This window comes from Hydrogenobacter sp. (assembly GCA_041287335.1).
Classification (GTDB): domain Bacteria; phylum Aquificota; class Aquificia; order Aquificales; family Aquificaceae; genus Hydrogenobacter.
The window spans coordinates 18,878-38,671 of record JBEULM010000057.1 but is presented as its reverse complement, the minus strand read 5'-3'; the positions used below and the strand labels follow the sequence as shown (position 1 = coordinate 38,671).

At 39.8% G+C, this 19,794-nt stretch carries 17 protein-coding genes; 7 read left to right on the top strand and 10 right to left on the bottom strand.

Annotated features, from left to right (window positions below; translation table 11 throughout):
* Nucleotides 1-129 precede the first annotated feature (129 nt).
* Nucleotides 130-258, bottom strand: a complete 129-nt coding sequence (locus ABWK04_08450; protein MEZ0361902.1) for a hypothetical protein — start codon at nucleotides 256-258, stop codon at nucleotides 130-132.
* A 48-nt stretch (nucleotides 259-306) separates the two neighbouring features.
* Here ABWK04_08450 and ABWK04_08445 point away from each other — a divergent pair, with 48 nt between their 5' ends.
* Together ABWK04_08445 and ABWK04_08440 are read left to right on the top strand one after the other, a co-directional pair.
* Nucleotides 307-1,353: a glycosyltransferase family 4 protein gene (locus ABWK04_08445; protein ID MEZ0361901.1), complete on the top strand. Its 1,047-nt coding sequence runs from the start codon at nucleotides 307-309 to the stop codon at nucleotides 1,351-1,353.
* Entirely contained in the window at nucleotides 1,317-2,243 is a 927-nt protein-coding gene (locus ABWK04_08440) for a PIG-L deacetylase family protein (protein ID MEZ0361900.1), read from the top strand. The genes ABWK04_08445 and ABWK04_08440 overlap by 37 nt, the downstream gene beginning before the upstream one ends.
* Here ABWK04_08440 and ABWK04_08435 read toward each other — a convergent pair.
* The 6 genes from ABWK04_08435 to ABWK04_08410 form a co-directional block, all read right to left on the bottom strand.
* The gene (locus ABWK04_08435; GenBank protein ID MEZ0361899.1) at nucleotides 2,193-2,831 is read right to left on the bottom strand and encodes a hypothetical protein; all 639 of its coding nucleotides are present in this window, start codon (nucleotides 2,829-2,831) and stop codon (nucleotides 2,193-2,195) included. The genes ABWK04_08440 and ABWK04_08435 overlap by 51 nt on opposite strands.
* Nucleotides 2,828-3,874: a glycosyltransferase family 4 protein gene (locus tag ABWK04_08430; GenBank protein MEZ0361898.1), complete on the bottom strand. Its 1,047-nt coding sequence runs from the start codon at nucleotides 3,872-3,874 to the stop codon at nucleotides 2,828-2,830. Before ABWK04_08430 ends, ABWK04_08435 begins: the two co-directional genes overlap by 4 nt.
* Nucleotides 3,871-6,549, bottom strand: coding sequence for a glycosyltransferase (locus ABWK04_08425; protein ID MEZ0361897.1), 2,679 nt, complete (start codon nucleotides 6,547-6,549; stop codon nucleotides 3,871-3,873). The genes ABWK04_08430 and ABWK04_08425 overlap by 4 nt, the downstream gene beginning before the upstream one ends.
* A 26-nt stretch (nucleotides 6,550-6,575) precedes the next feature.
* Nucleotides 6,576-8,864, bottom strand: a complete 2,289-nt coding sequence (locus ABWK04_08420; GenBank protein MEZ0361896.1) for a plasma-membrane proton-efflux P-type ATPase — start codon at nucleotides 8,862-8,864, stop codon at nucleotides 6,576-6,578.
* Nucleotides 8,865-9,087: 223 nt separating this feature from the next.
* The gene (locus ABWK04_08415) at nucleotides 9,088-10,281 is read right to left on the bottom strand and encodes a class I SAM-dependent methyltransferase (GenBank protein MEZ0361895.1); all 1,194 of its coding nucleotides are present in this window, start codon (nucleotides 10,279-10,281) and stop codon (nucleotides 9,088-9,090) included.
* A gap of 11 nt (nucleotides 10,282-10,292) precedes the next feature.
* On the bottom strand, nucleotides 10,293-10,631 hold the full coding sequence (locus ABWK04_08410) for a hypothetical protein (protein MEZ0361894.1): 339 nt from the start codon (nucleotides 10,629-10,631) through the stop codon (nucleotides 10,293-10,295).
* A 99-nt stretch (nucleotides 10,632-10,730) separates the two neighbouring features.
* Between ABWK04_08410 and ABWK04_08405 the strand changes: the two genes are divergently transcribed.
* On the top strand, nucleotides 10,731-11,450 hold the full coding sequence (locus ABWK04_08405) for a hypothetical protein (protein MEZ0361893.1): 720 nt from the start codon (nucleotides 10,731-10,733) through the stop codon (nucleotides 11,448-11,450).
* Here ABWK04_08405 and ABWK04_08400 read toward each other — a convergent pair.
* The 3 genes from ABWK04_08400 to ileS are packed head-to-tail and all read right to left on the bottom strand — an operon-like array spanning nucleotide 11,439 to nucleotide 16,062.
* Nucleotides 11,439-12,278 carry a deoxyribonuclease IV gene (locus tag ABWK04_08400; GenBank protein MEZ0361892.1) on the bottom strand — a complete coding sequence of 280 codons (840 nt, stop codon included), beginning with the start codon at nucleotides 12,276-12,278 and terminating at the stop codon, nucleotides 11,439-11,441. The genes ABWK04_08405 and ABWK04_08400 overlap by 12 nt on opposite strands.
* Nucleotides 12,266-13,261, bottom strand: coding sequence for a bifunctional oligoribonuclease/PAP phosphatase NrnA (locus tag ABWK04_08395; GenBank protein ID MEZ0361891.1), 996 nt, complete (start codon nucleotides 13,259-13,261; stop codon nucleotides 12,266-12,268). The genes ABWK04_08400 and ABWK04_08395 overlap by 13 nt, the downstream gene beginning before the upstream one ends.
* Nucleotides 13,262-13,284: 23 nt before the next feature.
* Complete coding sequence (gene ileS / locus ABWK04_08390; GenBank protein MEZ0361890.1) at nucleotides 13,285-16,062, bottom strand: isoleucine--tRNA ligase; 2,778 nt, start codon at nucleotides 16,060-16,062, stop codon at nucleotides 13,285-13,287.
* A 33-nt stretch (nucleotides 16,063-16,095) separates the two neighbouring features.
* Here ileS and nth point away from each other — a divergent pair, with 33 nt between their 5' ends.
* From nth to metG, 4 genes are read left to right on the top strand one after another with little or no spacing between them, the layout of a single operon-like run.
* Nucleotides 16,096-16,734, top strand: a complete 639-nt coding sequence (gene nth / locus ABWK04_08385) for an endonuclease III (protein MEZ0361889.1) — start codon at nucleotides 16,096-16,098, stop codon at nucleotides 16,732-16,734.
* The gene (gene rsmA, locus ABWK04_08380; protein ID MEZ0361888.1) at nucleotides 16,665-17,480 is read left to right on the top strand and encodes a 16S rRNA (adenine(1518)-N(6)/adenine(1519)-N(6))-dimethyltransferase RsmA; all 816 of its coding nucleotides are present in this window, start codon (nucleotides 16,665-16,667) and stop codon (nucleotides 17,478-17,480) included. Before nth ends, rsmA begins: the two co-directional genes overlap by 70 nt.
* A complete protein-coding gene (gene speE / locus ABWK04_08375) occupies nucleotides 17,477-18,313 on the top strand; it encodes a polyamine aminopropyltransferase (protein MEZ0361887.1) in 837 nt (278 codons plus the stop codon). The genes rsmA and speE overlap by 4 nt, the downstream gene beginning before the upstream one ends.
* Before the next feature lie 3 nt (nucleotides 18,314-18,316).
* Nucleotides 18,317-19,789 (top strand): methionine--tRNA ligase, encoded by a 1,473-nt coding sequence (gene metG, locus ABWK04_08370; GenBank protein MEZ0361886.1) that lies wholly within the window; start codon nucleotides 18,317-18,319, stop codon nucleotides 19,787-19,789.
* Nucleotides 19,790-19,794: the final 5 nt, after the last annotated feature.

Sequence of the window (19,794 nt, the reverse complement as noted above, 5' to 3'; positions counted from 1 at the left end):
TTCTTGCTATTTGAAATTTCCTTCTTTCTTTGGTTTCCCTGAGAGTTTCCTTGATTTTTTCAAATTTTGTCATGATGTTTGTCCCAGTATGGCACATTTTGAATAGTTTGTCAAGTAGTCTTTAGCCATTCATCTCTCCTTTAAAAAGGAGAGCCTTCTGGCTTGAGTGTCGTAAAAAAGTCCATAAAGTTGTGGTGCGTACCTCATGAGTTTTATGTAAAATTCCGCATTTAACTTATTGAGCTTTGGGCTTAGCATAAAGGAGCTGAAAGTATTAAAGCGTCCATTTTAGGTATAATTTTGAACATGCGAGCGATCATTATGACATCTTATGATCCTCTTAAATTTAAGGGTGGAACGGAGAAGATTGTTTTGCATACGCGGGATCTCCTCAGGGAGGAGGGGTTTCAGGTGGATATATTCCACAAGGATAACACACAAAAGGTTGGAGATTACTTTCCTTACTGGATAGGTAGGCACGCTCATTCCTGCGGAGAAAAATATGACCTTGCGGTAATCAACAATATAGCAGGTCTTGGCTTTTTTCCCGGAAAGGCGAGAAGAACAGTTGCAGTTTTCCATATGTTGTATTTAGCCTTTTCCCACATTATGAGAGGCTATGAGAACTTTGAGGATTACATAGGAAATGCCTATCTCAACGGATATATATCTGAGGTTTTCGTAGGTAACGCGGCGAACAGATTGATAGCTGTTAGCGAGAGCGTCAAGGAAGAGATTGAAAAATATATGGGTGTTGAGAAAGATATAATAGTTGTTCACAATCCAGTAATGCATCAGTTCTCTCCTATGGAAAAACTCAAAGCAAGGTCGGTGTTTAACATACCCAAGGATGCCTTTGTTGGGTTGTATGTGGGGAGAAATGACTACACAAAGGGTTACGATATATTCAGAGAAGTGGTAAGCTACACTTACAGAGATATATTCTGGGTCCAAGTCATTTCAAGCGGTGGTCTGAATACCCTCCCCGTACTCAAGGACATAACCACTTTCAAGGAAGTACCCTTTGAGAACATGCCTCTAATATACAATCTTGCGGATTTTCTCTTGTTTCCTTCAAGATACGAAGGTTTTGGACTCAGCATTGTGGAAGCCCTCGCATGCGGAATACCCGTTATAACCGCAAAAGTAGGTGTGGCAAAAGAGTTAGGAAACTTTTTGGATGGTCTGTTGATAGAGAGTTTGGACATAAAAGATATTTTAGAGAGGATCAGAATTCTTAAACAATACAGGTGTATAAGAGAGTATTATAAGATATACGTTACGAACGAGATATCAAGGAGGTTTTCTTTAATCTCATGGAGAGAGAACATGAAAAAGGCTCTGTTATCGTGATAGCTCCTCATCCCGATGATGAAGTGATCGGGTGTGGTGGTACAATTTACAAACATACACGGGAAGGCGTGAAAGTTCATCTTTGTGTTGTTACAGATGGATCTAAACTGTACGAAAAAACTGATGTGGAGAGAAGGAAACAAGAATGCCTTCGTGTATCTGAGATTCTCGGCATAAGAAAGGTGATTTTTCTGGACTTTCCAGATGGAGAACTTACGCATCACTTGCCTGAACTAAGATCGTCTCTCAGCAAAGTGATCGCAGATTTCCAAAAGGTTTATGTCCCTCATCCTTTTGATCATCATCCCGATCACATAGCTGTATCCCTTTCGATACTGTCTATATTTGAAGAGAGACCCCTTTTTGAGCTTTATCTTTACGGAGTTTACAATACATTCAGATATAACCTTCTTGTGGATGTAACAGAGATATACAATGTCAAAAGGGAAGCTCTCCTTGAGTATGCTTACAGTCTTGGGAAAAGTCAACTTATGATAAAGAGAACGGAAGCCTTTATGAGATATCCCACCATACACACAGGTGAAGATAGACTTTACGAAGCTTTTCTTTTTATTGACAGGCATATGACGTTTAATGATATACTTGGATTTTTATCTTACGATCTTCTATGTCAGGATCCACAGAATGAACTTCTTAAAAAGATAAAAGCTACACAGCTACTTATTGAAGAATTGAGAAAGGAGAGAAATGCAAAAATTTCCTTTGAACACGATCTTAAAAACTGTGAAGAGGAATTGCATAAATTGAGATCGTCTATTTTTTTCAAAATATACGACAAGTATCACATAATAAAACCAAAACTAATACCTCATGGTTCTCTAAGAGAAAGATTCTATAGAAAGCTTATAAATGTCATAAAAGGTGTTTAGCTCTTTAACTAATTCTTCAATAAATTCCTCAGTTAATAATGTTTTCCCCATATCTTTAAGAAATTTATCCCTCAAATCCACCATAAAGTTATAGAAGGGTAAAAAGGCATGTGCTAACCTTATACCGCTGAAGATTTCTCTCGTTAGATCTTTATAACCCAAGCTGAAGTTTATCTCTTTGAAGGGACACAGTGTTTTTGTATGGGGTGCTGTTTCCGACATTATAAGAAGAGCTTCGTTTATGGGATCTTCCTCAAAGAAAAAGTGCAAAATGGCATCTTTGTAGCTGTTAAATTGCGTAAAAGGAACCTCACCTTTCAAAAGCAGGATACCCGGTACACGGATGAATCCTTTTAACTTCTGATACGAGTAAGTACTGAGTAAGTAAAGTACAGCGTCAAAGGATGAGAGTTCGTGATCAGGGCTTTCTTGAAAATTAATTACCGCAGTTGGTATACCGCATTCTTCGTAAATTCGGAAATTGCTCTCAGGCGGTGTAAAAAGGAGAACTTCAGCATAAGTTTGCAAAGACACGAGCAAGGGTAATACCCAATAACCTTCTTCCGCGCATACAAAACCGATCCTCATACTTGTTCAAGAATCTTCTCAACTACGAAATCCCAAGATATGTGCAGTGAAACGATTTTCTCGTAAGCATTTTCCCCCATCTTAACTGCGAGGTTTATATCCTGAGCAAGCGTGTCTATAGCTCTGGCTATCTCTTCAGGTTTTGGCTCTACCACAAAACCGTTTATTCCATCTTCCACAAACTCCGTAGGTCCACCCGAATCTACGCACGTTATCACAGCCTTTTTAGAAAGCATAGCTTCTAAAGTCACGTAGCCATAATCTTCTTCAGCAGTGGGAAAAAGCACAGCCAAACACCTTGCATAAAGATCTATTTTCTCCTCTTCCCCAACTTCTCCCAAATACACCACTTTCCCCTCAAGCCCTTTAATTGTCTCCAGTAATTCTCTATATATGTCTAAATTATCCGGTCTGCCACATATCAACAGTTTTACATCGCTCTTGACATATCTCATAGCATCTACCGCCAAGATCTGTCTCTTCAACGGATTTATCCTGCTTGGGAAGAAGATGAAGCTTTCGTAACTCTTACAGTGAAATTTTTCAGCATTTGGAGGTGGGTGATAAAGCACATCAGCTTCAAGCTCTATGTATCTCTTTAACCTTTCAGCTACGGTTTTTGAGTTAGCGAATACCTTTTTGGCATCCCTCAAATATCTTTTGTCCATCTTAAGAATGAACTCTCTTACCGCATACCCACCCGGATCTCTGGGAAGATCTATAAAAGGTCTATCCCAAAGCTCGTAAGCGCTTTTGTGAGGATGTATAAGCCAAACAACTTTACGATCATGTTCAATATAGTAATTGGGGAACCTCAAGGCTATCAGCAGATCTATATTCTTCCCACCCATGTTCTTAAAGTTTAGCAACCTCACTATAAAGGCGCTTTTTATTAGGTTCTCCTTTGGATACCAATTAAAGGGTATTCTCACAATTTCCACTTGATGACCTACTTTTAAAAGTGCTTCTCTCAAACCTTCGGTATGTCTCTCTGCACCACCCTCCAGAAAGGGAATATGATTTTCAACTATAACTATGTTCATGTCAGTAACCTGTAAATCCTTTTGGCTACCTTTTCAAGTATGGGATGCCTTTTGAAAAACATCTTGTTTTTCAAACCTAATTCTATGAGTTTACCTTTCAGACCCCTTTGTGTGTATTCCCTGTAACATAGAGGTATATCAATGTGGAGGTATTGTATGCTACCCTTCTTAAGAAATTTCTTCTGCATATCCTTTACAATCAGTGCTGGTAACCATCTGTACGATTCAGGTGGATCCTCTAAGAGGAAGGGTCTTATGCGAGGTTCTATACGGTAAACATCCATAAAGTTAAAGGAAATCACATCAAAATCGCCTCCTATTTTGCTTATGACGGACCACACAACCTGGTCAAGGTTATCAACTCCTTCGTAACCTGCTGGCAGAAAACTGTAGTACTTTTTCACGATGTTATAACCGCACGGTCTTATCTCTGAGAAGTTAAGCGCTATGGATCGTCTTATCATGGGAAGCATCTCATCAAGGGTTTTCCCCGCACGCTCCTTTGAAAAGTTTTCGCGTACATAATTTAATCCCTTTTTTGCAAGATCTTCTCTCAGGGAAGTATCCTCTATTATGTTTACCACCGCATCTGCGAACTCTTCAGGTTCCTTTGCCACAACGATACCTGAGCTTTCAATATTAGCAAAACCTTCTGCACCTATGGGTGTTGTTACTACCGGAACACCCCACTCAAGACTATTGAGTATCTTCCCTTTAATCCCTGAGCCTGATACCATAGGTGCCACGGAGAGTTTGTGCTTTCTTATCTCCTTACCTATATCCTTTACCCAACCTATAAGGTGTACTCTCCTTTTGTATATTTCCAGCAGTTTTTTGTCTTCGATAAGATCCTCAATTTTAAGCTCATCTGTCCTATCACCTATAACATAAAACTCTATATGATTATCACGCTTTAATACATGAGGATACACGGCATTTAAAAAGTACTTCACAGCCAAAAGATTATTAAAGTTCAATATACCGCCTATAAAACACACACTTTTCCCTTCTGCTTTTGTAGGTGTATCCACTGGATGGTGTACGTTTGAAATTATGAAAGTTTTTTTAATGTCTAAGTTGAACTCCCTTACAGCAAACTCTCTCTCTTCCTCAGATACGAAGATCACAATATCGGATATATCGTACAGTTCTTTTTCTACGGTGCGTACAGCTTGTATTTCCTCCTGACTGAAGTTCGCTCCCCCTTTCTTTCCGCTTAAAAGGTGCTTGTATATGCAGTCCATGGCATCAAATACTACAGGTACATCGTATACTAACTTGGCTATTCTTGCCAAAGCAAGAGCTTTGCGAAGCCTCTCAAGATCCCAGGCTTCAGTTATCCAAAGCAGATCGTGTTCCCCAATAATAGATAGCTTTTTGTATACAGGTACTGATATGTTAAAGTTTTTGTGTAAGTCTGCTAAGTCCCTTATCTCCCTTTCTACCTCCTTTACGAAAAATCCGTGCGTGTAAGTGATCTTAGCACCTTTTTCAAGAAGTATCCTTATTATTTCGTAATTTCTGTTGCACGAAGATGTCTTTGAGGGCATTAAAGGAACTTCCGTGTAATACAAGATCTTCAAGTCAACGTAATTTATATTGCTTACCCTTTCCTTAAGCGGAGGTACGGAAAGGATGTACTCTTCAAGTCGTTTTATATGCTTTTCGTGAGAGAAGTTTTCCTTTATAAACTCCACCGCCTTATTTGACATAGATCTCAGTGTGTTTTCATCTTTAAGAGCTTTCTCTATTGTTTGTGCAAGATTCTCAACGTTTAATGGATCAACAAGAAAACCCGTCTCTCCATTCAGAAAAGTTTCTGGAAGACCTCCACTTTTTGTACCTATAACGGGACATCCACACGCTTGCGCTTCCAAGGAGGATCTGGGAAGTGATTCCTGATAAAGTTCCGGTACTGTGGGTATTACGCATAAGGCAGACTCGCCGTACGCCTTTATAAGATCTTCCTTTTCAACCTTACCATGAAAGAAAACACCGGGCAAATGACTGTCCAGATTAACACTTTCCGTCCCTCCCCATAGGGTAGCATCTCCGTATATGTGAAGCTCTATCTCTGGCATACGTTTTTTGAGTATTTTGAAGGCATCAAGCAGGAGGTCTATCCCTTTTTGTTTAATAGTCGCCCCTGCAAACATTATCTTTCTAAAATTTTTTGTAGAAGATGGTTTATATCTTTCTATGTCTATACCGTAAGGTATTTTTATCAGTTTTTCTTTACTTACACCCCACCTTAAATATGCTTCTTTTTGATACTCAGAGATACATATTACACCATCCATATATTTGTTTACAAAGTGTGATGTTACTCTGTGTTCTATAAAGCTCATATCCTGCGGTAAAAGGAAAAACCTGTGTATATTTTCAAAACCTATAAGGGTTTTGACAGGATACGCATGTACGCATAAACATGCATCAAATTCTATGTTTTTGTATTCCTTAAAAACATTGTAGAGATCGTAATTTTCTCCATAATTTACGAACTTAACTCCATTTATAATCCTGTTTCCACCTGGCAAATATCCAAAAAAATAAACATCCCAACCTGCCTTTGCAAATCCAAAAGCTGTTTCAACACTTACCGTTTCCGCACCACCTAAAACGCCATCTATATCAATAGGAAACAACTTATGGACAAATATTATTTTGCCTTTCATATATATGGAATTATATCATAAGGGTATCATTCATATAAGCTGTATATGAAGGCTTTTAAAATATTCATAGGTAAGAACATCAATCCTACAAAGATATCCGCAAATAACACGCTTTTAAGATCTATAGGAAACATAAATATGCCTAATACAGCCATTAAGTTTGATGCAATAATTGAGAAAGTCATAGCAACCAAAAGATACTTAGAGGGAGGTGTTTTTATAAAATATCCCTTATCTCTAATGGAAAGAATGCTCACGGGAATGCTCAATACTATCGCTAAGAAGGAAAGTGTCTTTGTTTGTTGTGTGTCAAGGTGTAACACTTCTTTTCCTATGAAAAGAATTAAAAATAATACCCATATAACGCAGAATAAACCCAATATAAAAGAAGCAAGGGTTAACCTTTTAATATTCCACTTTTCGGGTTTTTTTGAATACGTTACGTTATCTGTGGCTAAGGATATGGTTATAAAATCGTTGAAGAAAAACAAAGAAAGTACCATTTTTGTAGTTAGCAAATATTCATTATAAATTATGTAGTAAACAAAAATGTTCAGAATTATAAGAAAGACCCTTATGGTTTTTGAGAAAACATAGGTTAGAAGTCTCTGATAGATCTTTCTTGATAAGATTATAAGTGAAAGCATATTTGTTAAGCCTTCCTTTGTGAGTACAGCTGAAGCTGATGATTTTGCGACGTCCGTTGCATTTGAAACCGCTATACCCAAATCGGCTTGTTTTAAAGCGGGAGCATCATTTATACCATCTCCCGTCATACCTACTATGTGTCCCATTTTCTGAAAAGCCCTTACAATGCTAAATTTATCTTCTGGGAAAACCTCCGCAAAGACACCGCACTCTTCCCTTATATTTTTTGTGTCGCACACGTCACCCTCTATCCCTACCAAAGAAGCTATACGTTTTGCAGTATCCTTAGTGTCACCGGTTAGCATCTTTACATTTACACCTAAGGCTTTAAGCTTATCTATCAGCTTCTTAGAATCTTCTCTTATTGGATCAGAAAAACCTATAAAGCCCAAAAACTTCACTTTTCCTTTTGATACTTTCCAAACACATATGATTCTTAGACCTTCCAAAGCCATTCCTTCAATTATTTTGTGTGCATCTTCTGGAATTGGTGCAACTTTTGGAGAACCTTTGTATACCTCAACATCTTCTTGATTTATTAATACCTTAGCCTTAGAGTACTTCTTTGATGGATCAAAAGGTTCAAAATCCTTCACTTCATAATTTTCCAAACAGGACAGTTTGTCGCTTAAATACTCGTATATGGCATTTTCTATAGGGTCTTTCTGTTTTGGATCGGAAGCTAAAGCTCCCATACAGATGACTTCTTCCTCCGAGAATCCTGAATAAGGTATAACTTTTGTTACCTGAATTTTGCTTTTCGTAATTGTCCCAGTTTTATCAATGCACAAAATGTCCATTCCTGCTGCAGACTCTATGGCTGAAAGCTTAGTAACTAAGATCCCTTCTTGAGCAAGCTCCTTTGCTCCCAATGCGGTAGCTATAGTGAAGGCTGTAGGTAACGCAACGGGTATTATGGGAATCAACAGAACTGTGAGCAATGGAAGGACCTCTTCTAAGGGTTTTTTGTCCACGACAGAAAGCCCAAGCAGGGTAACAATTAAAAATAAACTGAAAAGGGATAGATACTCAACGAGCTTAAATACGATGATCTCAAGTTGGGTTTTGTTTCCAGCTTCCTGTACGAGTTTTGCAGACTTTCCGTAAAAGGTGCTTGAGCCTACAGCAACGACTTTACCTATCGCCTCACCTCTCACAACTAAGGAACCCATATAAGCTACATCACCACTCTTTAAGCTTTTCGGAAGAGATTCACCCGTTATAGAAGATTGATCAACGCTGATATTTCCCTCAAGAATTTCTATATCCGCGGGTACAATAAAACCGCTTTGAAGCAATACAATATCATCCATAGTTAAAAGGCGAGATGGAATATCTTTCCATTGACCGTCACGTAGAACTCTTACTCTTATATCAAGGTGTTTTTTTAGCAACTGTATAACTCTGTCCACACTTATCTCGTGAGAGAAAGATAAAATTACGTTGAAGATAAGAAGTCCCAAAATTACAAGGCTATCATAATACTTTCCCAATATAATGAGAAAGAGCATAGTAAGTTCCAAAAGCAGAGGAATGGGAGAGATAAATTTTTTTAAGAACTTTAATAAGACATGCTCCTTCTTTTCCTCTATTTCATTAAAGCCGTACCTTTTTATATTTTCCTCGGCTTGTTCTGATGTGAGTCCTTGCACTACAGTTCCCCCCATCTATAGAAATTTATTACCTACAACACAAGAAGATCCTCACTTATAGAAAAAGGCTTGATAATGGCTAAAGGAAGGGTTAGGCAAGTAGTTTGTAGAGTGATAAGATAAAGGCTAAATAGCTTATCAAATGGAACGCCCCACGAAAGTGGAGTAGTTCACCCGTGCATTAATCTTTTTACCAAAAGCCTTACACTCAAACTGCTGTGTATCTTTTCTATTTCCTTTATCCGCATACCCAATGGTGTACGGGTAAGAAGTACCTCTTCATTATAGGATAATCATTGAGTACACCCTTGGAAAAAAGTATTTGGAATAAATGATTGGAACCTGTCAAGAAAGAAACAGCTGAGGAGACCAAATATAGTTCCCACATACGGAAGAACTCTTCTCCGTATTGATGGATCACTTCTTGAGCGTGATTATAAAATCTTCTTTTCCACTCATTCAGGGTTCTGTAGTAGTGTAGTCTCCAATTGTCTATATCTATGAGGTTGAAATTTAAATCTTTAGAAGCTTCAAGTATTTCCGTAAGGGCAGGTATGTAACCACCTGGGAATATATACTTTCTTATCCACGTACTTTGACTTTCGGGAAGAACTTTCCCTATGGTGTGAAGGAGAAATAGACCTCCTTCTTGGATAAGCTTATCTACGATTTTGAAAAATTTTCTGTGCCTCCCTTTTCCTACGTGTTCAAACATACCTACAGAAACGATCTTGTTGAACCTTTCTTTAAGATCCAGCAGATCTTCATAATGCATTAGGTAAACTCTCGCCTTGCCTTTCAATCCTTCGCTCTCTATCTTGAATTTGACGTATTCGTACTGGTTTTTGGAAAGAGTTATCCCTACAGTTTCTATGTGGTAAAGCTTTGGCACCTCAAGGATTATAGAACCCCATCCACAGCCTATATCCAACAGTTTATCACCATCTCTGAGCTGTAGCTTTTCATAAATTATGCTCCTCTTTTCAGCTTGCGCATCTTCCAGATCCTGTTCCTTTTTTGAGAAAAAGGCACACGAGTATGTCATAGAACCGTCAAGCCAGAGCTTGTAAAAATCGTTGCCCAGATCGTAATGCTTCCTGACTTCTCGCCCCTCTAAAAACTTCAAAAGTCCGGAAAATTTGAGAAGACTTCTAAGAAAGCTATTTTTAAAACCCCTACGCTGATACTTCTCTCTCAAATAACCTACACATGCAATCAAAAACTTTTCGAGGTCACCATCTATTTCCACTTCCCCCTTCATATAAGCTTCTCCAAAACCCATTTCTGGATCTTTGAGTATACTCTTGATAACTCTCCAATCTCTAATCCTTATCCTGCATATACCTTCGCTTAAGATTCTGCCGTCGGGAAGCTCAACACACAAACCTCCTTCCAGCCTTTTGCTTACCTCTTCAACAAGATATTCAATCATAACAACCCTTGTTAGCCAAGCTGTATAAAACCATACAGCTTGTGCCGTGCTATTTGTATCCCGCCTTCTTCAGACAGACCCAGAACACGGCAGGCGGTATTTGGGTCTGCCATAGCACCTGCACCAAGCACAGGAGCTAACTCCACATATCTTGAGTTAAGACCAAAGATAGATTGAAATCCCTTTCTTTCTTTGCCTTCCAATAGCCTGTTATAGGCATATCTTGGGCAAGAGGACTGTCTTCTCATCAAGTCTTTAAGTGTTTTGAGGTCTTCTTTAGATAAGTCTAACTTAAACTGAAGCGTTATCATGTTTTTACTACCTCTTACACTTTTTGTAGTTTTTGCCATCTGTTTCTGCCTCCTAATTCCATAATTTATGCCTCTTTAGATATCCTTCCCTCACCCATATAATAAATTAATATTCAATCTCAATTTTGGAGGTTTATGATGAGTTGGATACTTTTTTGTCTCTCCTTTGTCTCTTTTTCCTTTGCTTTCTTTCCCTTTACTGGTGAGGACACTGATACTTTGGGTAAAGGGAAATTTCAACTGGAGTTTCAATATGCCTATTTCAAACACTACGATAAGACTATGCACCATGATGCCATCGTACAGCTCACCGGGGGAGTTGTAGAAAATATGGATATGGCTCTTATCTTGCCCTACTCTCTTTACAGGTACAGTGATGGTACAAAAAACAGCGGATTTAGCGATATGGGGATTTTCATCAAACATATACCCATGAAAGTTGGCTACTTTGAAGCCGGTTATAAGCTTCAGATTAACTTGAATACAGGCAAAAGAGGTATAGGCTATGGTAAGATAACCGCAAACTTAAATATCATAACTCAGGTATGTAAAGGTGATATATGTTACAACGCAAACTTTTTGTATATAAAAGCTAATTTTGTAGAAGAGTTAAGGGATACATACGGTGCTATCTTTTGCTTTTATAGAAAGGTGAGTGATGACCTGATTATAGGCAGTGAGATCAAATTTCTGAAGCCTACCCAGGATGGTGTAAACAAGCTTGATTCTCATGTACTTTTCGGTGGAGTTTATTCTTTAAAGAGATTGTCAGTAAGTTTCGGTTTTCACAAAAGTGTTACTAAGCATGAAAGCTTCGCCAATTATGGTATACTTGCAAGCCTCTTGTTACTTTTCTGAGAGTAATCCTCTCAGGAGTTGTAAGTTCCTTCTGTCCCAATCGTCCTCCTTCGGAGTTTCCAAATAATATGGAAGCTCTGAAAAGTAGGGGTCTTTCAGAAAGAGTCTAAAACCTTCAACGCCGATGTATCCCAAACCTATGTGTTGATGTCTGTCCTTTCTTCCACCTAAGGGTACCTTTGAATCGTTGCAATGTATAGCTTTTATGCGATCCATACCTACGTTTCTTTCCACCTCCCTTTTAAAGGCATCAAAGCCTTTACTCGTATTTATAGCGTAGCCGTATGCAAAGGCGTGACATGTGTCTATACATATACCTACCTTTAAATCCTTGAAAGGATCTATAAGCTTTTTCATCTCTTTAAAGTTCTTTCCCAGATCTCCTCTTTCACCGGCGGTATTTTCAAAAAGCAGGCATGTGTAGGAAGGCGTGTAAATAGAAAAGATCTCCTCAAGACTCTTTATTACGTTTTTTATGCCTTCGTTCTCGCTTATACCTCTGGCGGTTCCCGGATGAAAGTTGTAGTACTCCACTTTTAGCTGTTCGCAAACTTTTAGATCTTGAATGAAGACCTCAACAGACTTTTTTCTCAAATGAGGATCCGAACTTGCCAGGTTTATGAGATAGGGTGCATGAACCATCAAATATTCCCAATCCTTTTTAGCTTCTACGAACCTTTGAGCTTCTTCATCGCTTATATATTTAGCCTTCCATGCTCTTGGGCTTCTTAAAAAGAACTGAAAAACCTCAGCTCCAATATCCTTTGCCCTTTCAAAAGTCTTCAGGATGGAACCTGCAGAGGATACGTGAACTCCTAAGCGGGGCATTGGACCTTTTGTGAATACTCCTGTTTCAACTCTTCCTTTATGGCTGAAAGAAGTATATCTAAGGCTTCAGCGGTTGAACGAGCCTTTATCTTACAGCCCGAGGCGTACTTGTGTCCTCCGCCTCCGAGCTTCTGTGCTATATTAGCTACATTCACTTTCTCCTTGGATCTCAAAGAGGCTTTCCATACACCCTCGTCAGGTTTTTCTATGAGCGCAAAAGCTACCTCCACACCTTCTATGGATCTAGGAAAGTTGACGAGTCCTTCGCTATCAGGATAAGTGGTGCCGGTCTCTTTGAAAAAGCTATCATAAACAATTATGCCTGCAATGAGACCATCCTCGTACAAATTTAGTGTGTCAAGCACTTTGGATATGAGTCTCATCTTCCCTAAGGATTCCCTTTCACTAAACATCATATATGTCCGGTGAGGATCAGCACCCTTTTCTACAAGCTCCTTAGCTATCTGAAAAGTTTCCGCTGAAGTGTTAGAATACTTGAAAAATCCTGTATCCGTTGCAAGCCCCGCATAAAGACATTCGGCTATCTGACTATCAATGGCTGATTCGTCCCACACCTTGAGAATTTGATAGATTATGTAAGCGGTTGCAGGCGCGGAAGGATCAACATAGTCATAAATGCCGTAAAATTCACCGCCTATGTGGTGATCTATCCTAACCTTCTTTATGGCTTTGACCTCTGTACCTGCTCTATAAAAACCGCTCGCATCCACTATAATACCTGTATCAAAAACCTCCGGTGTGGGAAGCTCAATTATCTCATCCGAATGAGGCAGAAAATCAAGAAAGTGAGGCACCCTATCTTTACATCCCACTTTTACCTTTTTACCCTTCTTCTTTAGAAAGAGGTATAAAGCTAAGGCACTTCCGAGCGTATCCGCATCAGGGTTTTCGTGTGAAAAGACAAGTATAGAACCTTCCTCCTGTTTGAGCATATCTATAATAGGTACACCTTCATGTCGCATATCAACCTCCAAAACATTATAATTTATACCTCCTGACTCATTTTAGCTACAGCACCGGCGCACCTTTGACATAGCTCTCCAACGAATTCATCCTCTTTGTAATACATCCAGCATCTGGGACACTTTCTTCCCGATGCTTTCTCTACTCCCACATGTAAACCTAAGGCGCTATTTCCGGGCAGTCTGTACTTTCCTCCTTCTTTTAGCTGTACTTGACTGACAGTTAGGTAGAACTTTATGTAATCCTCGTACTTTTCTACAAGCTTTATCAGTTTTGCTTCTCCCCAAAGAAAGACCTTAGCTTCGTAAGGGTGGCTTATATGCTTATCTCTTCTTGCAAGCTCTATAGCACTCAAGACGTCATCCCTTATCTTAGAAAGTATTTCGTAATCTCTCATCAGCTCTTCATTCACAAGATCATTTCTCGGCTTTGGTATCTGGCTAAGGAAAACACTTTCAGGGAGACTACTGTCTATGTTACGCATGTGTTCCCACATCTCTTCGGCGGTAAAGCTAAGAAAAGGTGCAATACTTGTGGTTAGGGACTTGAGAAGTTCGTAAAGGACTGTCTGTGCGGATCTCCTTTCCCAGGCATTGGGTGCGTAAGTGTAGAGTCTGTCTTTTAGGACATCAAGGTAAAGGCTTGAAAGCTCCACACTGCAAAAGTTCCTGATAAGGTGATAAACTCTGTGAAAGGCGTATTCTTTATAAAATCTATGTATGTTTTCCAATACTGTCTGTAAGTAAGAGATCATCCATCTGTCAAAGTGGTGTAGTTGATCGTAAGGTACAACCTTGTCTGGTGTAAAGTCGTAAAGATTTGCAAGCAAGAATCTCAAAGTATTTCTTATCTTTTTATAGTCCTCTACTACTCTCTCAAGTATGGACTTTCCAAGCTTTATGTCTTCAGTGTAGTCTTCAGAGACCACCCAAAGTCTCAATATATCAGATCCGTATTTGGTTATAATCTCTTGAGGTGATATCACGTTTCCCAAAGACTTTGACATCTTTCTACCCTGCTCATCAACGGTAAAGCCATGTGTCAACACAGCTTTGTATGGTGCTTTTCCGTAAGAAGCAACAGCCTCAAGAAGGGAAGATTGAAACCATCCTCTATGCTGATCCGAACCCTCAAGATACATGTCAGCTGTGAGTATACCTCGTTTTTTAAGTACGCAGGCGTGAGATACTCCCGAATCAAACCACACATCAAGTATGTCCTCTTCTTTTACAAATTCCTCAGATCCGCAGTGAGGGCATTTGTAATCTTCTGGCAGTAGATCTTTTTCACTTAACTCAAACCATAGATCGGTGCCTTTTGGATGTTTTTCCACAAGCATAGCTATATGTTCAAGCACTTTTTCATCCGCAACAACATTGCCGCAATTTTTACAATAAAAGACGGTTATAGGTACTCCCCAGTATCTCTGCCTTGATATGCACCAATCTGGTCTTGTCTCTACCATGGACTTTATTCTATTTTCTCCGTAAGCTGGGATCCACCTTACCTTGCTTATCTCTTCAATGGCTAACTCTCTAAGAGTCTTGGTGTTTACTTTTCCTTCCATGCTTATAAACCACTGAGGAGTTGCTCTGAATATGACGGGATTTTTACATCTCCAGCAGTGAGGATAGGAGTGTGTAATTACTTCTTCGTAAAGCAAAAGTCCTCTACTTTTGAGGTCATCTATTATAAGCTCGTTTGCGTCAAAGACTTTTTTACCTCTCAAAAAGAGTGGTGCTTCGTCGGTAAATCTACCTTCGTCATCAACGGGTGAAAAGGGTTCAAGGTTGTATCTCAAACCTACTATGTAGTCCTCTCTACCGTGACCTGGTGCCATATGTACTATCCCCGTACCTGCATTTAGCTCCACAAACTCAGAAGGATAAACCCTCCCCTCACCATCAGTGTATGGTCTCTTATAGAGAAGCCCAACGAGTTCTTTACCCTTTACCTTCTTTGTGATAATCCCCTCTAATCGGGTAATACTCTCAAAATTTTCAAGGAGCTTTTCAGCTACTATATATGTATCTTCACCTACTTTGTAGTGAACGTAGGTAAACTCTTCACCTACCATTACACCCATGTTAGCAGGTAATGTCCAAGGCGTTGTTGTCCAAATTACCAAATAGGTATTTTTTTGGTCTTTTATGGGAAGCTTGACGTATATGCTTGGATCCTTTCTTTCGTAATATTCCACTTCAGCCTCAGCTTCAGCAGTTTTATCATAGATACACCAATATACCGGCTTTTTGCTTTTGACCACTATACCTTTTTTGAAGAGCCTTCCAAGCTCTCTTATTTCCTCAGCCTCATACGAAGGATCCATAGTAAGGTAAGGTTTTTCCCAATCTCCTATTATGCCGAGCCTCTTAAACTCCTCTTTCTGAATCTCCACAAACTTTTGTGCATACTCTCTGCAGAGTTTTCTAAATTCTACCTTGCTTATACTCTCTTTCTTTATATTTTGGGCTTTCAGTTCCTTTTCCACTTGCTGTTCAATGGGAAGTCCGTGACAATCCCATCCTGGAACGTAATGTATCCGAAAACCGCACATGAGCATATACTTGTTGATAACATCTTTTAGCACTTTGTTGAGCGCGTGTCCTATATGTATGTTACCGTTGGCATAAGGAGGTCCATCGTGAAGCACATAAAGAGGTCTGCTAACTGTCAAAGTCTCTATCTTTTGGTAAAGATCCTCCCATCTTTTGAGTACGAGCGGTTCTCTTTCTGGAAGGTTTGCCTTCATAGGAAAGTCCGTTCTCGGAAGATTCAGTGTATCTTTATAGTCCCTCATAAGGGAGATATTTTATAGGCTATAATTGAGAGTATGCAAGAGGAAGATAAGAAAAAGCTCGTGGAAGAGATCATACGAAGGCTTGAAAGGATATATCCCAACAAGCTTGAGCTTAATTTTCAGACGCCCTTTGAGCTTCTAATAGCTGTCTTACTTGCTGCTCAAACGACAGATGCTAAGGTAAACCAGGTGACCGCAAAACTCTTTGAAAAGTACAAGACCCCGGAAGATTATCTGAAGGTATCCCCTGAGGAGCTTGAAAAGGACATAAGCTCGATAAACTATTACAGGAATAAGGCAAAGTATATAAGGAGTGCTTGTAAGATACTCCTTGAAAAGTATCAGGGTCAAGTTCCAAAGAGCATAGAGGAGCTTACGAAACTTCCAGGCATAGGGAGGAAAAGTGCAAGCATGATCCTCTACAATGCCTTTGGTATAAACGAAGGTATAGCGGTTGATACGCATACCGCGAGAGTAAGCAGAAGGCTTGGACTTACCAATGAGGAAAAGCCGGAAAAGATTGAGGCAGATCTTATGAAGATCACACAAAGGCAAGATTGGGGAAAGCTTTCTAACCTCTTTATACTGCATGGAAGATACGTATGCGTCGCAAAAAATCCCAAACACAAGGAGTGCGTACTTTACGATCTTTGTCCTTCAAGAGAACTTTGAGGTTAAAAAAGAGTTACGGACAGCATCTGCTTGTCTCTCCTGGGGTCATAAAAGCCATAGTAAAGCACGCCCTTATAGAGGAAGGTGATGTACTTGTGGAAATAGGTCCTGGTACAGGAAACCTTACACGGGAACTTCTAAACTCACCTTTGAAAAAGCTCTATCTAATAGAGATAGATCCTCAGATGATACAGGAGCTTGTCAATATAAAAGATGAAAGGTTAAGTATCGTGCAAGCTGATGCGACAGAATTTGATTTTTGTTCTTTTGGTGAGAAATTGAAACTCATAGGGAATCTACCCTATAATGTAGCAAGTCTTATAATTGAAAACACAGTTATCCACAGAAAGTGCATCCCTTTTGCCCTTTACATGCTTCAGAAGGAAGTAGCTGAAAAACTGCTCAAAGGATCTTCATGGCTCTCCACCTTTGTGAGAACTTTTTACCAACTTAGATACGTGATGAGTGTGCCTGCAAGGTTCTTTTTACCTCCACCCAAAGTTCAGTCCGCAGTTCTTGAGTTTGTGAGAAAAGAAAGTTGGAATGAGGTTAAAGATGTGAAAGATTACAAGAGCTTTCTCGTAAAATTGTATTCTATGAAGAGAAAAGCTATAAAAAACAAGCTGAGTGAGGACATACTCAAAAAAGCAGGTGTGGATCCCTTAGTCAGGGTGGAGGAGCTTTCCGTATCGGATGTACTTTTGTTATATAATCTATCAAAAACTCAAGAGGTGGATGAGAGATGATGGATGTGTTCTTCATTGAGCGTGATCCTTACGCTCCCGTAAGACATTGCTATCCTGTTTCCAAGATCCTTTACGAGGGCAAAAGCGAGTATCAGGAGATAATGGTTATTGAATCTCCTAACTTTGGCAAGGTTTTAGTTCTTGATGGTGTAGCTCAGTGTGATGAGAGGTTTGAGTTTATTTATCATGAGTTTATATCGCACATCCCACTTTATGCACATCCTAACCCTGAAAATGTCCTCATAATAGGGGGAGGTGACGGCGGTGCTTTAAGGGAGGTACTAAAGCATAAGGAAGTAAAAAGGGCGGTTCTGGTTGACATAGACAGGGAAGTTATAGAGGTTTCAAAAAGATTTTTCCCTACCATGTCAGTAGCTTTTGAAGACCCAAGGGTCATAGTTTTGAATGAGGACGGCTACAGGTACGTGCAGGATTACGAGCAGGAGTTTGATGTGATAATAGTTGATTCTACGGATCCTGTTGGGTTTGCGCACGTCTTGACCACCGACGAGTTTTTCAGGTACGTTTTCAGGGCTTTGAAAGAAGATGGCATATACGTTGGTCAAACGGAATCCATCCACTATCATGCGGACATAGTTAGAAGGGTACAAAAGTCCCTCAAAAAGGTATTTTCCGTGGTGGATCTTTATACTGCGGTGATACCGGGATATGCAGGCTATTGGTGGACTTTTTCCATAGCGTCAAAAAAGCACCCTGTTAGAGAACCATCAAGACAGGTGAGCGTTCAGACCAAACTCTACAGTGCGGATATGCACAGACATGCATTCCTTCCAGAGAGCTTTTATAAAAAGCTCATGTCAGGTGAGTACTGAGTTATGAAGTTTTACGTAACTACACCCATATATTACGTGAACGATATACCCCATATCGGGCATGCTTATACCACTATAGCTGCGGACACTCTGGCAAGGTTTTACAGGCAAAGGGGATACGATGTTTTTTTCTTGACAGGCACAGATGAACATGGGTTAAAGATACAGAAGTCCGCAGAGGAAAAGGGCATATCACCCAAGGAGCTTGCAGACCAAAATGCGGAGAACTTCAAGAAACTGTGGGAATTTATGAAAATAAGTTACGACAGATTCATAAGGACTACGGACGAGGAGCATGTAAGGTTCGTTCAGGAGATGTTCATAAAGAGTTACGAAAGGGGAGACATATACAAGGGTGAGTATGAAGGATATTACTGTGTAGGCTGTGAGGAGTTTAAGCCCGAGAGCGAACTCCTTGACGGAAATATCTGCCCCATACACTTAAGACCCTGCGAGTATCTAAAAGAACCTTCTTACTTCTTCAGACTTTCCAAGTATGGGGAAGAGCTTTTGAGACTTTACGAATGGCATCAGGACTTTATTATGCCCGAATACAGGAAGAACGAGGTTGTGAGTTTCGTAAAACAGGGACTTAAAGACCTTTCTGTCACAAGACCTACAGCCAGGGTGAGGTGGGGTATAGAAGTACCCTTTGACAAAGAACAAACCATATACGTATGGTTTGACGCCCTCTTCAATTACATATCCGCACTTTGGGACAGACCTCACTACTGGCCTGCCGATCTGCATCTTGTAGGCAAAGACATCTTGAGGTTTCACGCGGTTTATTGGCCTGCCTTCCTCATGTCCGTGGGCTATCAAGTGCCTGAGCGTATCTTTGCTCACGGCTGGTGGAAAGTGGAAGGTAAAAAGATGTCCAAATCCTTAGGTAACGTCATAGATCCCTACAGGATGGTTAAAGACTATGGGCTTGATGAGATGAGATACTTCCTTTTGAGGGAGGTACCTTTCGGTCAAGATGGGGACATAACACAAGAAGGTTTGAGAAACAGACTCACTGGAGAGCTTTCCAACGAGATAGGAAACTTATTTAGCAGAGTGAGTGCTATGCTAATAAGGTACACAGGGGGAAGCGCATCTGGAGAGAAAGATAGAGTTTACGAAGTTTTTTGCAGGGAAGTCATAAGAGATTACGAACAAAGAATGAAGAATTTAGATTTCTATAACGCTCTTGAGGCTGTGCTGAAGCTTTCCAGTTTTTTAAACAAGTATGTGGATGAGAAAGCACCTTGGAGTTTAGCCAAATCTGATGAGGGAAAACTCAGAAGTATCCTCTACAATCTAACGGATGGTCTTTTTGTCCTTGCCTACCTTTTACAACCCTTTATGCCTGAGAAGATGGAAACTGTAGTTAAAAATATGAGCTTGGGGAAAGTGGTCAAGAACATAGAGCCGTACACCTTTAGCTCCTACACCCTTAAAGAAAAGCTCCTTCTATTTCCAAGAAGGATATAAGAGAG

Bases quoted from the DNA above. Each gene is read 5' to 3' on its own strand.
- ABWK04_08450 (MEZ0361902.1), bottom strand. From the start codon at position 258: ATGCTAAGCCCAAAGCTCAATAAGTTAAATGCGGAATTTTACATAAAA.
- ABWK04_08445 (MEZ0361901.1), top strand. From the start codon at position 307: ATGCGAGCGATCATTATGACATCTTATGATCCTCTTAAATTTAAGGGT.
- ABWK04_08440 (MEZ0361900.1), top strand. From the start codon at position 1,317: ATGGAGAGAGAACATGAAAAAGGCTCTGTTATCGTGATAGCTCCTCAT.
- ABWK04_08435 (MEZ0361899.1), bottom strand. From the start codon at position 2,831: ATGAGGATCGGTTTTGTATGCGCGGAAGAAGGTTATTGGGTATTACCC.
- ABWK04_08430 (MEZ0361898.1), bottom strand. From the start codon at position 3,874: ATGAACATAGTTATAGTTGAAAATCATATTCCCTTTCTGGAGGGTGGT.
- ABWK04_08425 (MEZ0361897.1), bottom strand. From the start codon at position 6,549: ATGAAAGGCAAAATAATATTTGTCCATAAGTTGTTTCCTATTGATATA.
- ABWK04_08420 (MEZ0361896.1), bottom strand. From the start codon at position 8,864: ATGGGGGGAACTGTAGTGCAAGGACTCACATCAGAACAAGCCGAGGAA.
- ABWK04_08415 (MEZ0361895.1), bottom strand. From the start codon at position 10,281: ATGATTGAATATCTTGTTGAAGAGGTAAGCAAAAGGCTGGAAGGAGGT.
- ABWK04_08410 (MEZ0361894.1), bottom strand. From the start codon at position 10,631: ATGGCAAAAACTACAAAAAGTGTAAGAGGTAGTAAAAACATGATAACG.
- ABWK04_08405 (MEZ0361893.1), top strand. From the start codon at position 10,731: ATGAGTTGGATACTTTTTTGTCTCTCCTTTGTCTCTTTTTCCTTTGCT.
- ABWK04_08400 (MEZ0361892.1), bottom strand. From the start codon at position 12,278: ATGCCCCGCTTAGGAGTTCACGTATCCTCTGCAGGTTCCATCCTGAAG.
- ABWK04_08395 (MEZ0361891.1), bottom strand. From the start codon at position 13,261: ATGCGACATGAAGGTGTACCTATTATAGATATGCTCAAACAGGAGGAA.
- ileS (MEZ0361890.1), bottom strand. From the start codon at position 16,062: ATGAGGGACTATAAAGATACACTGAATCTTCCGAGAACGGACTTTCCT.
- nth (MEZ0361889.1), top strand. From the start codon at position 16,096: ATGCAAGAGGAAGATAAGAAAAAGCTCGTGGAAGAGATCATACGAAGG.
- rsmA (MEZ0361888.1), top strand. From the start codon at position 16,665: ATGCGTCGCAAAAAATCCCAAACACAAGGAGTGCGTACTTTACGATCT.
- speE (MEZ0361887.1), top strand. From the start codon at position 17,477: ATGATGGATGTGTTCTTCATTGAGCGTGATCCTTACGCTCCCGTAAGA.
- metG (MEZ0361886.1), top strand. From the start codon at position 18,317: ATGAAGTTTTACGTAACTACACCCATATATTACGTGAACGATATACCC.